At 67.4% G+C, this 14555-nt stretch carries 12 protein-coding genes; 7 read left to right on the top strand and 5 right to left on the bottom strand.

Annotated elements, in window-relative coordinates:
- Positions 1 to 3: 3 nt before the first annotated feature.
- The gene (locus tag CMV14_RS01575; RefSeq protein WP_083215693.1) at positions 4 to 939 is read left to right on the top strand and encodes a DUF4231 domain-containing protein; all 936 of its coding nucleotides are present in this window, start codon (positions 4 to 6) and stop codon (positions 937 to 939) included.
- A 149-nt stretch (positions 940 to 1088) separates the two neighbouring features.
- Here the strand turns inward: CMV14_RS01575 and CMV14_RS01570 are convergent, their stop codons facing one another.
- Positions 1089 to 1337: a hypothetical protein gene (locus tag CMV14_RS01570; RefSeq protein WP_066960399.1), complete on the bottom strand. Its 249-nt coding sequence runs from the start codon at positions 1335 to 1337 to the stop codon at positions 1089 to 1091.
- A 97-nt stretch (positions 1338 to 1434) separates the two neighbouring features.
- Between CMV14_RS01570 and CMV14_RS01565 the strand changes: the two genes are divergently transcribed.
- The 4 genes from CMV14_RS01565 to CMV14_RS01550 all read left to right on the top strand — a co-directional run bounded on the left by CMV14_RS01565 (position 1435) and on the right by CMV14_RS01550 (position 7067).
- Entirely contained in the window at positions 1435 to 4779 is a 3345-nt protein-coding gene (locus tag CMV14_RS01565; protein ID WP_066959931.1) for a glycosyltransferase, read from the top strand.
- A 42-nt stretch (positions 4780 to 4821) separates the two neighbouring features.
- Entirely contained in the window at positions 4822 to 5121 is a 300-nt protein-coding gene (locus tag CMV14_RS01560) for a hypothetical protein (protein WP_066959928.1), read from the top strand.
- 75 nt (positions 5122 to 5196) lie between these two features.
- Complete coding sequence (locus CMV14_RS01555) at positions 5197 to 6030, top strand: enhanced serine sensitivity protein SseB C-terminal domain-containing protein (protein ID WP_066959925.1); 834 nt, start codon at positions 5197 to 5199, stop codon at positions 6028 to 6030.
- A 35-nt stretch (positions 6031 to 6065) separates the two neighbouring features.
- Entirely contained in the window at positions 6066 to 7067 is a 1002-nt protein-coding gene (locus tag CMV14_RS01550) for a threonine aldolase family protein (RefSeq protein WP_066959922.1), read from the top strand.
- Positions 7068 to 7072: 5 nt separating this feature from the next.
- On the opposite strand, the gene CMV14_RS01545 is transcribed toward CMV14_RS01550, so the two are convergent.
- Positions 7073 to 7858 (bottom strand): Rossmann-fold NAD(P)-binding domain-containing protein, encoded by a 786-nt coding sequence (locus tag CMV14_RS01545; RefSeq protein WP_066959919.1) that lies wholly within the window; start codon positions 7856 to 7858, stop codon positions 7073 to 7075.
- Between the two features lie 74 nt (positions 7859 to 7932).
- Here CMV14_RS01545 and pepN point away from each other — a divergent pair, with 74 nt between their 5' ends.
- Positions 7933 to 10530, top strand: coding sequence for an aminopeptidase N (gene pepN, locus CMV14_RS01540; RefSeq protein WP_066959916.1), 2598 nt, complete (start codon positions 7933 to 7935; stop codon positions 10528 to 10530).
- Between the two features lie 160 nt (positions 10531 to 10690).
- Positions 10691 to 12124, top strand: coding sequence for a hypothetical protein (locus CMV14_RS01535; protein ID WP_066959913.1), 1434 nt, complete (start codon positions 10691 to 10693; stop codon positions 12122 to 12124).
- 22 nt (positions 12125 to 12146) lie between these two features.
- On the opposite strand, the gene CMV14_RS01530 is transcribed toward CMV14_RS01535, so the two are convergent.
- The 3 genes from CMV14_RS01530 to CMV14_RS01520 are packed head-to-tail and all read right to left on the bottom strand — an operon-like array spanning position 12147 to position 14532.
- A complete protein-coding gene (locus tag CMV14_RS01530; protein WP_066960396.1) occupies positions 12147 to 12746 on the bottom strand; it encodes an ABC-type transport auxiliary lipoprotein family protein in 600 nt (199 codons plus the stop codon).
- A gap of 5 nt (positions 12747 to 12751) precedes the next feature.
- Positions 12752 to 13699 (bottom strand): MlaD family protein, encoded by a 948-nt coding sequence (locus CMV14_RS01525; protein WP_066959909.1) that lies wholly within the window; start codon positions 13697 to 13699, stop codon positions 12752 to 12754.
- Positions 13699 to 14532 carry an ABC transporter ATP-binding protein gene (locus tag CMV14_RS01520; protein ID WP_066959906.1) on the bottom strand — a complete coding sequence of 278 codons (834 nt, stop codon included), beginning with the start codon at positions 14530 to 14532 and terminating at the stop codon, positions 13699 to 13701. The genes CMV14_RS01525 and CMV14_RS01520 overlap by 1 nt, the downstream gene beginning before the upstream one ends.
- Positions 14533 to 14555 lie beyond the last annotated feature (23 nt).

The raw sequence follows: 14555 nt of genomic DNA, 5'->3' as shown, positions 1-14555 counted from the left end.
CCCATGGCGACTGACGCCTCCACCTCGCCGATCGAGAGTTTCGACTATCCCGCGATTTTCGTAGCCGCCGATCTGTTGTCGGGGCATGCGCAACGGCTCTATCTGTGGCTGGTCCGGGGCGAGTATCTGCTGCTGCTATCTGCCGCCGGCCTTGCCTGTACACTCGCCGAGGTTCCTCCCGCACTGGACGGCACCCGCTCTCCTGCGGCAGTCTATCTCTATGTCGCCTATGTATTCGCCTTCCTGGTCTCGCTGGTATTGTTACTGACGCGCAGTCTGAAGAAGCCCGAGCAGGATTGGTATCGCGCCCGCGCGCTGGCAGAGTCGGTCAAGACTTCGTCCTGGCGCTACTGTATGCGCGCCGAGCCATTTGGGGACGTTGATCGAGTGGCAATCCGCCGAGCGGAGTTCAGCAGCTATCTCCATACCATCCTCGTCAACAACCGGGCGGTGGGCGAGCGGCTTCATCCCGATGCGGGGATGGCCGACCAGATCACAGCGTCAATGGACAAGGTCCGCGCGCTCGATTTCGATCAGCGCAAGTCCTTCTACCTCGAGCATCGCATCCGCGAACAGCGCGGCTGGTATACGGCCAAGGCACGCCGGAGCAAAATGGCGAGCCGGTGGTGGTTCGGTCTGGGGGTCGCGACGTACGGGGTGATATTGCTGCTGGTCCTCGCGGGTTTCCGAGAATCGCGCGAGAGCCCTGTGGTGGGCATTCTTGTGGTCATGGCTTCGTCGATGCTCGGTTGGGTGCAGATTCGCAAACATAATGAGCTAGTGTCCAGCTACACGCTGACCAGTCACGAGATCGGCATCATCCAGGGCAAAAGTCAGGATGCGCAAGACGAAAAAGGCTTTTCCGCCTTCGTCAACGATGCTGAACTCGCCTTCTCGCGTGAACACACCCAATGGGTCGCCCGCGGCGCTAGCATATAGCCCACCCTCCCTATCAACCTTCCCACTCCGCGGAGGCACAGCTAGGTTTCGGGCACCGGCGGATAATGGATCAGGCTGAAGCTGCTCCCGCGCGCGGCGCCATACGCGACCATCCAAAGCTCGGCCCGGCGGTGCCGTTGCCAGCGCTATCACGTCGCCTTCTTGCGGATCAGATAGCGGTACACCCCGATCAGGTTGATCACGAGCAGGATGATGTTCTGCGTGCCGATCCCCTTTGCCTCGGGATTGAGGAAGCCCCAGCCGATCAGCGCGATCGAGGAGGTGACGAAGATGACGAAGCCGAAGCCGGTCCAGCGGCGGCCCAGATCGAGCGAGACGATCAGCGCGGCGATGGCGCCCGCGATCGCGCCATACCACTGCAGGATATCGGTCAACATATAGTCAGCATATAGAAAGCTTCCTTCCGCCATGGGCCGGCGGGGGCATAACCCCGGCGTTGCGGTCGCGTTCCAGAATTGTTGGCGGACTTCGGGCATGGACGGACGGCCGGTCTTCTTCGACGCATCGGGACGGCGGAGGCGGCGCTTCGCGCTGGCGGTCGCGGCCTTCATGCTGCTGCTGCTGCTGTCGGCGGCGGCCTTCTTCGGATCGATCGTCGCGGTGGCGCCGCAGCCGCCTTTGCCCTTCGAGGTCGAGCGGCCGGCGTTCGCCCCGCTGCACGGCCATGATCACGGGCTGGTCGGCACCAGCGCGCGCAAGGTCCGCCATATGTGGCGCGACTTCCGCCATCTGCTGTCGAGCGGCCGGCCCGCGCATGGCCTGCCGCCGACATCCTACGCCTTTCACGCGCCGTGGGACGATGCCTCGGCCGCGTCGCTGGCGCGGCATGTCGACGATATCGACTGGCTGATCCCCGGCTGGCTCTCGATCACCGGCCCCGACCACAAGCTGACGAGCTTCCCCGATCCGCGCGGCAAGGCGATCGTCAGCCATGCCCATCGCCGGCCGAAGCTGATGCCGATGATCCAGAACGCCTTCGACGGCGGCTGGGACGGGCCCGGCATCGCCGCCCTGCTGAAGGACCCGAAGGCGGGTGCGGCGGCGCTCGATCGGATCGGCGCCTTGCTGAGCGCCAATCAGGCGAGCGGGGTGTTCTTCGATTTCGAGGCGCTGCCGGCCGATGCCCACCCCGCCTACCGCGCCTTCCTGGCCGAGGCGCGCCGCCGGCTGCCGGGCATGGAGATCGCCATCGCGGTGCCCGTCGCCGACGGTGACTGGGACCTGAAGGCCTATGCCAGGGTCGCCGACAGACTGTTCCTGATGGCCTATGACGAGCATAGCGAGCCCGGCGATCCGGGGCCGATCGCATCGCGCCCCTGGTTCGCCGATTCGGTGGCGCGCGCGGTGCGCGGCCTGCCGCCCGGCAAGGTGGTCGTGGCGCTCGGCTCCTATGCCTATGACTGGCAGAAGGGCGGCGATACCGTCGCCCATTCGGTCGAGGATGCCTGGCTCGCCGCGCAGGAGAGCGGGGTCGGCCCGCGCTTCGATCCCGTCAGCGGCAACAGCAGCTTCGCCTATCTGGAAGGCGGGGTTCGCCACGACGTCTGGCTGCTCGATGCCGCCGCGATGCACGGCCAGCTCGCCACCTTGAGGACGCTCGGCCTCAATGCGGTCGCGCTATGGCGGCTCGGGACCGAGGATCCGTCGATCTGGACGATGTTCGGCCACAAGCGCAGCCTGCCCGCGGCGTCCGCGATCGAGGACATTCCCGCCGGCACCAATGTCGATATCGAGGGATCGGGCGAGATATTGCGGATCGGCGCGGTGCCGGTGCCGGGCCACCGCACCGTCACCACCGACCGGCGGGGCGCGATCACCGGGGTCCGCTTCGACCGGCTCCCCACCCCCTATCAGATCCAGCGCACCGGCTATCGCCCCGGCCTCGTCGCGCTCACCTTCGATGACGGGCCCGATCCGGTCTGGACCCCGAAGATCCTCGACATCCTCAGGGACGAGAAGGCCCCCGCCACCTTCTTCATGGTCGGCGAAAACGCCCTGACCCAGCGGCCCCTGCTCGAACGGCTGGTCCGCGAGGGGCATGAGGTGGGCAGCCATACCTATACCCATCCCAATCTCGCCCAGGCGTCGCCGCGCGAGACGGCGCTGGAGCTCAACGCCACACAGCGGCTGTTCCAGGCCTATACCGGCCGATCGCTGCGGCTGTTCCGCGCGCCCTATTTCGGCGATGCCGAGCCGACCACCAGCGACGAGATCGTACCGGTCGAGGAGGCGCAGAAGCGCGGCTATCTGTCGGTCGGCCTGCATGTCGACCCCGACGACTGGAAGCGCCCCGGCGTCGCCGAGATCGTCCGCCGCACCATCGAGGGGGTCGAGAATGGCGACGAGGGCGTCTCGGGCAATGTCGTGCTGCTCCACGATTCGGGCGGCGACCGCGCGCAGACTGTCGCGGCGCTGCCGATCATCATTCGTGAGCTGCGCGCGCGGGGTTACCGGCTGGTGCCGGTGTCCGAGCTGGCGGGCCTTCCGCGCGCGGCGGTCAACCCGCCCATCTCCAAGGGCGACCGGCTCGCCGCCGAGACCGACCTCGCCCTGTTCAGCGCGCTCGGCTGGAGCGTGATCGCGATCAAGTGGATCTTCCTCGTCGCCATCACCCTGGGCATCGCCCGCGCGATCCTGCTGTCGGGGCTGGCGCTGGTCCAGGCCCGGCGCGAATCGCGCACCGTCTTTCCGCCGGTCGATCCCGCGCGTTTCGTCACCGTGCTGATCCCCGCTTTCAACGAGGAGCGGGTGATCGAGCGCTCGGTTCGCCGCGTGCTGGAGAGCCGCGACGCGGCGATCGAGGTGATCGTGATCGACGACGGGTCGAAGGACCGCACCAGCGAGATCGTCCGCGCCGCCTTCGCCGACGAGCCTCGGGTGCGGCTGCTGACCCTCGAAAATGGCGGCAAGGCGCGCGCGCTCAACCGGGCGCTGGAGCTGGTGACCGGCGAAATCGTCATCGCGCTGGACGCCGATACCCAGTTCGAGCCGACCACCATCGTCCGGCTCGCCCGCTGGTTCGCCGACGATGGGCTGGGCGCGGTGGCGGGCAACGCCAAGGTCGGCAACCGGGTCAACCTCGTCACCCGCTGGCAGGCGCTCGAATATATCACCGCGCAGAATCTGGAGCGGCGGGCGCTGGCGCGGCTCGACGCGATCACGGTGGTACCGGGGGCGGTCGGCGCGTGGCGGCTGGCGGCGATCCGGCAGGTCGGCGGCTATCCGCCCGATACGCTGGCCGAGGACCAGGATCTGACCATCGCCATCCAGCGCGCCGGCTGGAAGGTCCATTACGACCAATATGCCGTCGCCTGGACCGAGGCGCCCGAAAGCGTCGCCGCGCTGGCCAAGCAGCGCTTCCGCTGGGCCTATGGCACATTGCAATGCCTGTGGAAGCATCGCCGGGTGATGCGGACGGGCAGCCCGAACGGGCTTGCCCGGATCGGCCTGCCCCAGGCGGTGCTGTTCCAGATCCTGCTCGCCGCCATCTCCCCGGTCATCGATCTCGCGCTGGTCGTCAGCCTGGCGGCGACCTGGCTGGAAGTGCAGGCGCATGGCTGGGCGGCGTCGAGCGGCGATGTCGACCGGATGCTGGGCTTCTGGCTGGTCTTCACCGCGATCGACCTGCTCGCCGGCTTCATCGCCTTCGCGCTGGAGCGGCGCGAGAGATGGTGGCTGCTGTGGCTGCTGATCCCGCAGCGGATCGGCTATCGCCAGATCATGTATTATGTCGTGCTGAAGGCGCTTGCCCAGGCGCTGCGCGGCCCCCGGGTCGGCTGGGGCAAGCTGGAGCGATCGGGACGGGTGGCGGCGGGCTGATTGTGGCCTTACCATCCCCGCCAGAGTCGAGGGAGGATCGCCATGGAACCCACCGAAACCCGCAAGCTGCGCGAATCGATCGACCTGCTCGGCATCCGCGCGCATGCGACCGCGGTGGGGATGATCCAGATCGCCATCGAGCTGCGCCGTGCTGGGGTGCTCGACGAGGCGGCGATGGAGCGGATCAAGGACGCGATGCTCGGCGACATCATGCTGTCCAAGCCGCCTTCGGCCGACGCGGTCGAATATGAAGCGTCGCTGCGCAGGCGGCTCGACGCCCTGTTCGCCGGTCGCGAAAGCTTCGGCAGCAAACCGCCCGCCTTCCTGCGCCCGGGCGGCTAGGAAGGCCTGGTGCCGGCGGATGTCGATCGTGACAGCCGCCTTGCAGCAGGCCCGCCCAGCCGCCAAACAGGCGCAATGATCCGCTTCCTCTCCCGCCTGTTCGGTCGCGATCCCGACGACGCGCCGGCCCCGATTCAGGCGGACGAGGTTGGCGATGCGCGGCCCCCGGTCCCGGCCGCCGCCCCGCTCCCGGGCTTCGAACCGCAGAACCGGCTTGAGGAACTGCTGGTCGCGGCGGCGCACGATCCCGAGCGGCGTACCGCCTTCAACCGCGCGCTGCTCGAATCGACCCTGTTCGCGGCGAGCCCCGATCTGCCGGCCTCGCGTGGCATGGCGCTGCCACTGGCGGTCGACGCGCCCCGGCTGATCCAGGTGGGAAGCGCGGAGGGCCACGGCCTGCCGGCGCTGTTCACCTCGCAGGCCAGGCTGTTCGCCACGATCGGCAACGGCCTGGGCTATTTCGCCGCCGATGGCGCGCGGCTGCTGGCAATCGCTGCCGATCGTGGCGCCTGGCTCAATCCGGGGCTCGGCTATGGCGTCCAGTGGACCCCGACCGACATCGCGGCGCTGCTGGGCCGGCCCGCCGAGCGCCGCCGGGCCGAGGATGTCCAGCTTCTGGTCGGCGCTCCGTCCGACCCGCCCGATGCGCTGATCGCCGCCCTGCGGGAAGCGCTGGCGGGCGATCCCGCCATCGCCCGCGCCTGGCTCGGGCTGGCGCAATGGCCCGGGCGGGAGGAGCTGGCCTGGTATCTCGACGTCCGCACCACGCTGGGTCGGGGCGAGATCGAGCGGCGGCTGGAGCCGGTCTTCCGCGACGCTGACCTGGCCGGCCGCGCCCTCGATCTGGTGGTGATGCCGCTCGATGGCGGCGAGGGCGCGGGAATCCCGCTGCTGGGCGATGCAGGCTGATTGACTTGGCGGGCGGCCGCTCCACTATCGCCGCTATGCGCTTCCTGTCCGACAATGCCGCCCGCGTCTGCCCCGAGGTGATGGCGGCGCTGGCCGACGCCAACCAGCCCGACGGCGCCTATGACGGCGATGCGCTGAGCCAGCGGCTCGACGCGGCCTTCTCCGATCTGTTCGACACCCCGTGCGCGGCGCTCTGGGTATCGAGCGGCACCGCCGCAAATGCGCTGGCGCTGGCGGCGATGGTGCAGGGCCACCAGGCGGTGATCTGCCATGAGGAGGCGCATATCCAGGTCGACGAATGCGGCGCGCCCGAATTCTACACCGGCGGCGCCAAGCTGATGCTGGCGAAGGGATCGGGCGCCAAGCTCGACCCCGCCGGCATCGCCGCCTTTGCCGACACGATCCGCACCGACGTCCACCAGACCCAGCCGGCGGCGCTGTCGATCACCAACGCCACCGAATATGGGCTGGTCTACGCCCCGGACGAGGTTGCCGCCCTTGGTGCGCTCGCCAATGCGCGGGGCTGGGGCCTGCACATGGACGGGGCGCGCTTCGCCAATGCGGTGGCGACGCTCGGCTGCTCGCCCGCCGACCTGACATGGAAGGGCGGGGTCGACGCGCTGAGCTTCGGCTTCGTCAAAAATGGCGGCATGTTCGCCGAGGCGCTGGTCTTCTTCCGGCCGGAGCTGGCCGACGCCACCCGCTATCGCCGCAAGCGCGCCGGCCACCTGCTGTCCAAGGGCCGCTTCGCCGCTGCCCAGATCCTGGCGATGCTCGAAGGCGATCTGTGGCTGCGCAATGCCCGCGCCGCCAACGCTGCCGCCGCCCATATCGCCAATGCGGCGGGCGAAAGGCTGCTCCATCCGGTCGAGGCGAACGAGATCTTCCTGCGCGTCACCGCCGCCGAATCGGCCGCGCTGAGGGCGCAGGGCTTCCTCTTCCACGACTGGGTGCCCGGCGTCGCGCGGCTGGTGTGCAGCTGGGATCAGCCGGCCGCCGAGGTCGAGGCGCTGGCCAGGGCGATCGCGGGGTTATAGCCGCGTCACTTGCCGAGCAGCGCCCGCAGCCCCGCGCGATAATCGGGATAGCGTGGTGCCCAGCCGAGCAGCCGCTTCGCCTTGCCGTTCGCGACCCGGCGATTCTCGGCATAGAAGGCGCGGGCGGCGGGCGACAGGCCGGCTTCCTCCAGGGGCACCAGCGGCGGTGGCGCGATGCCGAGCAGCTCGCAGGCCGCCTCGATCACGCGGTTCTGGCTGGCGGGGCGATCGTCGGCAAGGTTGAAGACGCCGGCCGGGCCGCGATCGATGCTGGCGATCACCCCGCCGGCGATATCGTCGACATGGACGCGGCTGAACACCTGGCCCGGCAGGTCGATGCGATGTGCCTGCCCGGCCCGCACCCGATCGAGCGGCGAGCGGCCGGGGCCGTATATGCCGGGCAGGCGGAAGACGCGGACCGCCGGATGCAGCGCCTGCCACATCGCGTCCGCCGCCGCCCGTGCGGTGCGGCGGCCGGTGCCGACCGGCGCGCCTTCGTCGACCCAGGCGCCGCCCGTATCACCATAGACCCCGGTCGAGGAGAGATAGCCGATCCAATCGGCATGGCAGGCCGCCAGCTGCGGGCCGTAGCGTGCCAGCACCGGATCGGCATCCGCCTCGGGCGGAACCGAGGACAATATATGGGTCGCCCAAGCGATCGCGTCGGCGACCCGGCGTTCGTCCGCGATCGTCGCACGGCCGATCGTTTCGACGACGAATTCACGGGCTTGCAAGGCGCCCGCGATATGCGATGCTGTATATCCAGGGCCGAAGATCAGAAGGCGTGCCATAGCAAGTGTTTAGGGCCTTTCGGGTCCGCTGCCACCCTTTGATCGCCGCTTCAGCGAGAGGACATAGAAGGGCAATGCTCGACGTTCAGGCCGCCGCCGCCAATCCGCCCGTCATTCGGCGCGAGGACTACCGCAAGCCCGACTGGCTGATGCCCGACGTGTTCCTCGATTTCGCGCTCGATCCGGCGCGCGCCCTGGTCACGGGACGATTGGACGTCACCCGCAACGGGGCGCACAATCGCCCGCTGCGTCTCCATGGCGACGGCCTGGTACCGCTCAAGGTGCTGATCGACGGTGAGGCACAGGCCGACGCCTGGCGGATGGACGGCCCGGACCTCGTCATCGACCTGCCCGGCGACGCGCATGTCGTGGAGACCCAGGTGGCGATCAGCCCAGAGGCCAATTCGCAGCTGATGGGCCTCTACGCCTCGGGCGGCAATCTGTGCAGCCAGTGCGAGCCCGAGGGCTTCCGCCGCATGGTCTTCTTCCTCGACCGGCCCGACGTGCTGAGCCGCTACAGGGTGCGGATGGATGCGGACAAGGCGCGCTTCCCGGTGCTGCTGTCCAACGGGGACCTGACCGGCAGCGGCGATCTGGAGCATGGCCGCCACTGGGCGGAGTGGACCGATCCCTTCCCCAAGCCCAGCTATCTGTTCGCGCTGGTCGCGGCCAACCTGTCGGCCAATGTCGATCATTTCACCACCAAGAGCGGCCGCGAGGTGAAGCTCGCCATCTGGGTGGTGGAGAGCGACCTGCCCAAGACCGGCCATGCCATGGCCGCGCTCAAGGCGTCGATGGCCTGGGACGAGAAGGTCTATGGCCTCGAATATGATCTGGGCGAGTACAACATCGTCGCGGTGCACGACTTCAACTTCGGCGCGATGGAGAACAAGAGCCTCAACATCTTCAACTCGCGCTACATATTGGCGGACCCCGACACCGCCACCGATATCGATTATGACGGCGTCTCGGGCGTCGTGGCGCATGAATATTTCCACAACTGGTCGGGCAATCGCGTCACCTGCCGAGACTGGTTCCAGCTCTCGCTGAAGGAGGGCTTCACCGTCTTTCGCGACCAGTGCTTCACCGCCGACCAGGGATCGGCCGCGGTCAAGCGGATCGAGGATGTGCGCCTGCTGCGAGCCGCCCAGTTCCAGGAGGACGCCGGGCCGCTGGCCCATCCGATCCGCCCCGAATCCTATATGGAGGTCTCGAACTTCTACACCGCGACCGTCTACAACAAGGGCGCCGAGGTGGTCCGCATGCTCCACACCATGCTGGGCCCGCAGAAATTCCGGGCCGGCAGCGATCTCTATTTCGCGCGCCATGACGGGACGGCGGCGACCTGCGAGGATTTCGTCGTGGCGATGGAGGATGCGAGCGGGGTCGACCTGTCGCAGTTCCGCCTGTGGTATTCGCAGGCCGGCACGCCGCGCGTCCGCGCCACGCTAAGCCATGAGCCGGCCGGCGGCCGCGCGCTGCTGACGCTCGAGCAGACGGTGCCGCCGACGCCGGGGCAGCCCGAGAAGAAGCCGATGCCGCTGCCGCTGCGGATCGCCCTGTTCGGCGAGCGTTCGCAGCGCAAGTTCGAGGAGGAACGGCTGGTCGTCCTCGATGGCGAGCGCTGCGAGATATTGTTCGAGGGGATCGCCGAGCGCCCCGTCCTCTCGATCAACCGCGGCTTCTCTGCCCCGGTGGTGATCGATTCGGACCGGTCGGCCGCCGACCTCGCCTTCCTGTCGGCGCATGATGACGATCCCTTCGCCCGCTACGAGGCGATGCAGCAGCTGATGGTCGACACGCTGACCGGCGCGGTCGCGACCGGCCAGGCCGATCATGGCCCGGTGATCGATGCGGTGCGCAATACGCTGACCGATCCCAAGCTCGACGCCTCCTTCATCGGCGAGACGATGCTGCTGCCGTCGGAGGCGTTCATCGGCGACCAGATGGCGGTTGTCGATCCGGTCGCGATCCACAAGGCGCGCGAGGCGCTGCGCCGCGATCTCGGCCAGGCGCTGGAGGGCGAATGGCGCGACGCCTATGAGCGGACCAGGGCCAACCGCTTCGAGCTGTCGCCCCAGGCCAAGGGCGCGCGCCGGCTGCGCTCGATCGCGCTGGGCTTCATCATGGCGAGCGGCGCCAGCGACGGGCCGGAGATCGCGTTGCGCCAGTTCCACGACGCCGACAACATGACCGACCGCCAGGGCGCGTTCGGGGCGCTGGCCAACAGCATGGCGCCCGAGCGCGACGCGGCGATCGCGGCCTTCTACGAGCGGTTCAGGGACAATGGCCTGGTTCTCGACAAATGGTTCTCGACCCAGGCCTTCTCCATCCGCCCCGACACGCTCGACCGGGTCGAGGAGCTGTCGCAGCATCCCGATTTCACCCTGGCCAATCCGAACCGGCTGCGCTCGCTGGTCGGGGCGATGTCGGGCAACCAGCTGATCTTCCACGATGCCAGCGGCCGCGGCTACCGCTTCCTCGCCGACATGCTGCTCAAGGTCGACGGCCTGAACCCGCAGACCGCCGCCAAGCTGGTCCCCCCGCTCGGCCGCTGGCGCCGCTTCGACGAGGGCCGCGCCGGCCTGATGAAGGCACAGCTCCAGCGGCTGCTCGATACGCCGGGCCTGTCCAAGGACATGTTCGAACAGGTGAGCAAGAGCCTGGGGTGACGCCACGGCGCCGATTCGTTCGAATCGGATCATAGTGCCGTTGACTTTACCTCTAGGAGAGGCAGTTCAACGCTGGCCACCCCGGCGTCGGTGAACGTTCGCGTCGGCGAGACGCCACCCCGCTGGTGCGGATGATGGACGGTTGTCATTCGGGGAAAAAATGAAGGACGGAATCTTTATTTCCTGGGGCGCGAACCGGGAGCTTGCAGACGAGGTCGCCGCCCAGCTTCGCAGCGAACTCGGCCGTACAGTGTACGTCGGTGGTATCGGCGACGTCCGTTCGGTTTCTGACATCTATTTTGGCCCGCGAATCATGAGCCAGATGGACACATGTTCGCATGCTATCATCCTGCTTCAATATGCGCCCCCCGATCCAGCGACAAAGACCTTCAGGCCTAATATCTTCATGGAATGGGGCTATTTGCTGCGGTCGCTGCGCCCGGAAGCCATCCACCCCTTCCTGATCAACGCCAAGAGGGACGCGCTGCCGAGCAATTTGATCGGATCGAACGTTCCCGAGATAACCGCAAACGATCTGCGCGATCCGGCCGAGCGCGCGGCGTTGGCGCGTGACATCTGCGCGCGATTCAGGGCCGAATTCCTCGAAGAGGATTTCGACGGCTTCAGCGCTTTCAGTCGCTATGACGAAATTTTTTCCGATCTACGCGCCAGAGCCTTGGACCCGGGGCCGCTGAACGAACGCTATGTCGAGAATGCCTTGCTGCACCTCGTGCAACCGACCTTCTATCGGCAGGAGCGCGCCAGCCTGGAATTCATTGTACGGGTGCTCGGTAACAAGCTTGACCGCATGACCGAAGTCACCGATCTGCTCGGTCGAATCGAGTCGTTCTACGACGTCACCGATCGCATCGCCGCCGACGGGGCTGAGCAGGCCATCCGGAAAGACCCAGCCAAACTCGCCAAATATCATCGCGATCTCAGCGTGATCGCCCGTAATTTTTCGAGGCTGGCCAAGAATTCCGGCGAGCGAACCGCGATCTTCCAGGTGCTGGCCCATAATTTCGCGGGACTTTCCGAACTTCGGAAATGCTATCTGATATTCGAGGCTGGCGACATCGACGCGAGCATCGCCAATCTGTCCCAAGCCGTCGCGGCCTGTGATGCTTTCGGGAAGCATGAGACGACCAAAGCCTTGTGGCTAGGCTATGCAAAACGCAACCTGTCGCGCGCGTTCCAGGCGAAGGCCCGCCATCTCGAACAGGATCATGGCGGCGACCCCGCGTCGATGAAAACCGCCGCGACGCTGCGTCAGGATGCCGAAAAGGCCTTGGAGGAAGCGTCTGAATATCGCCGCCAGTCCCGTCAGCGGCTGGCGACGCATGGCGCGACTTATTTCAGCACGCAGCTCGATGCCGAAATCTCGCTGACCGATCTCGATCGGTTGCGTGCGATCGGAAGCAGCGAGGAGGAATTATTGCTGTTCGCTAGCGAATGTGCCCAGAAATTTCCCGCGCCATCGACGATATGGCTTAAGCTCATGGTGGCGATCGCCGACGAGAGCCGCCTGCGCGGATATGAGCGAGTACTGGATCTCACGGCCAGGCTGCTCGACAAGGAGCCCTATCCGGGCTGACGGAGCGTGAGGCTAGGAAGGGTCAATTCGTCGCCACCCACTCCGCGACATCGCCGGCCACGGCGTTGGCGGCGCGGTTGAGGGCGGCGGCGACGCTCGCGGCATCCTCCTCCGCCACCGGGGCGGTGGCCTCGAAGCGGCGGGCGCGGATCTCGTCGCTGCCGGACTTCGACAATGTGCCGTCGAAGATCACCACCACCCTGCCCTGGCCGCCGAGCAGCTGGAACGCCGCGAGGGTGCCGCCCAGCCGCGTGTCGGGGGTGATCGCGCCGTTGCGCTGATCGGGGACGAAGCGGCCGGTCTTCGCCTCGATCGTCTCGGCCAGCACGGTGCGGAACAGGTGGGAGGGCGTGTCGACCCAGGCCGATTTGGGCAGATAGGCGAAACTGCCGCCGCTCTCCACCGCGATGCGGTTGTTGCGCAGTGCGGCCGGCAGCGCGGGCAATGCGACGCTGATCGCCTGGGTGTCGCGGGTCACCTTGCTCTGGCCGGCGGGCACGCGGGCGTCGGAGGTCAGGCTCATCAGCCGCGCGGGCGGCTTGTCGCCGAGGCTGATGCAGCCGGCGAGCAGGCCGGCGGCGGCCAGGGCGAAGGCGGGGGCGATAACGGAACGGCGCGGCATGGCCTTCACTTTCCTGGCTTGTAGTCGGGCAGCTTCGAACCGCCGAGCAGCGCGCCGGCGCCGCCGCGATCGAGCTTGGCCGAAATGGCGTTCAGCGATTCGGACATCTCGGCGAGGTTGCGGGCGAGCTGGTTGATCTGCGGCACCGTCTGGCTCGAGAAGGCCTTGATGCCCGGGCGCGCGTCGGTGATCGCCTGATCGAGCGATTCCATCGTGTGCTGGGCGGCGGTGGTCGCCTTGTTGAGGTTCGCCATGGCGGGCTTCACGTCGCTCGCCATGATCCCGTTGGTGGTTTCGGCGAGATTGCCGACCCGTTCGGCGGCGAGCCCGGCCTGTTCCATCGTCGCCTTGAGCTGGACGACCGCGGCCGCGATCTCCGGCCCGCGATCGGCGAGATCGCCCGACAGCCGGTCGACATTGGCGAGGATGCCGCTGATCGATTTCTGGTTCCTGTCGTTGAGCAGCTCGGTCAGCCGCTCGGTCAGTGCGGAGATGCGCTGGAGCAGTTCGGGCGCGGAATTCAGCAGTTCGCCCAGCGCGCCCGGCTTGGTCGGGATCACCGGCGCGCCATAGGGCCCGGGCTCGGTGATCGGCGGCGCGCCCTTGACCGCGCCGTCGAGGTTGATCTGGCTGACCCCGGTGAAACCCACGCCGGCGATCGTCGCGGTCGTGCCCTGCAGGATCGGCGTGTCGTCATCCACCGCGATGCGGACCCTGACGAATTCGGGGCTGTCGGGCAGCAGCTTGATCTCCTCGATCTTGCCGACCGGCACGCCCGAGAAGTTGACCGGCGATCCCTTGGCAAGGCCATCGACTGAGGTCTTGAAAAAGATATCGTAGCGCTGGATGCTCGCGGTGTTGAAGCCGGCCAGCCAGACGATGAAGGCGAGCAGGGCGATCAGCAGCGCCAGCACGACGCCGCCCACCAGCACATGGTTCGACCGGGTTTCCATCAGTTCTTCATCCCCGGTCGTCCTTCACCCTGCGCCCCGGCCCGCTCGGCGGCAGCGGCCGCCACCCGCCCCCGCGGGCCGTTGAAATATTCCTGAATCCATGGATGGTCCAACGCCAATAATTCCGGGATCGTTCCAACCGCTATCACCCGCTTGTCGGCCAGCACCGCGACCCGGTCACAGATCGCGTACAGCGTGTCGAGATCATGGGTGATCAGGAAGACGGTGAGGCCGAGCGTCTTCTGGAGCGAACGGATCAGCCCGTCGAAGGCGGCGGCGCCGATCGGATCGAGCCCGGCGGTCGGCTCATCGAGGAAGAGAAGCTGCGGATCGAGCGCCAGCGCACGGGCAAGGCCGGCGCGCTTGCGCATTCCGCCTGACAGCTCGGACGGATATTTGGGGCCGGCATCGGGCTGGAGCCCCGACATCGCCACCTTGTAGGCGGCGATCTCGTCGAGCAGCTGATTATCGAGCTGCGGATAATATTCGCGGATCGGCACCTGGACATTCTCGGCCACGGTCAGGGTCGAGAACAGCGCGCCGCCCTGGAACAGCACGCCCCAGCGCTTGCGGACCTGCTTAGCCTCATATTCCTCGCGGCCGATCATCGGTTCGCCGAACACCTCGACCTCGCCGGTATCGGGCAGCTGCAGGCCGATGATCGAGCGCATCAGCACCGATTTTCCGGTGCCCGAGCCGCCGACCACGCCCAATATCTCGCCGCGCTTCACATCGAGGTCCAGCCCGTCATGGACGACCTGCTCGCCGAAGCTGTTCCTCAGGCCCGAGACATGGATGATCGTCTCGCCCTCGGCGATGTTGAGCCGCGCCATCAGGCCGCGCCCTCCCCGTCATT

It is taken from the genome of Rhizorhabdus dicambivorans, assembly GCF_002355275.1.
Taxonomy (GTDB): domain Bacteria; phylum Pseudomonadota; class Alphaproteobacteria; order Sphingomonadales; family Sphingomonadaceae; genus Rhizorhabdus; species Rhizorhabdus dicambivorans.
This window is presented reverse-complemented; position numbering and strand designations above follow the sequence as displayed.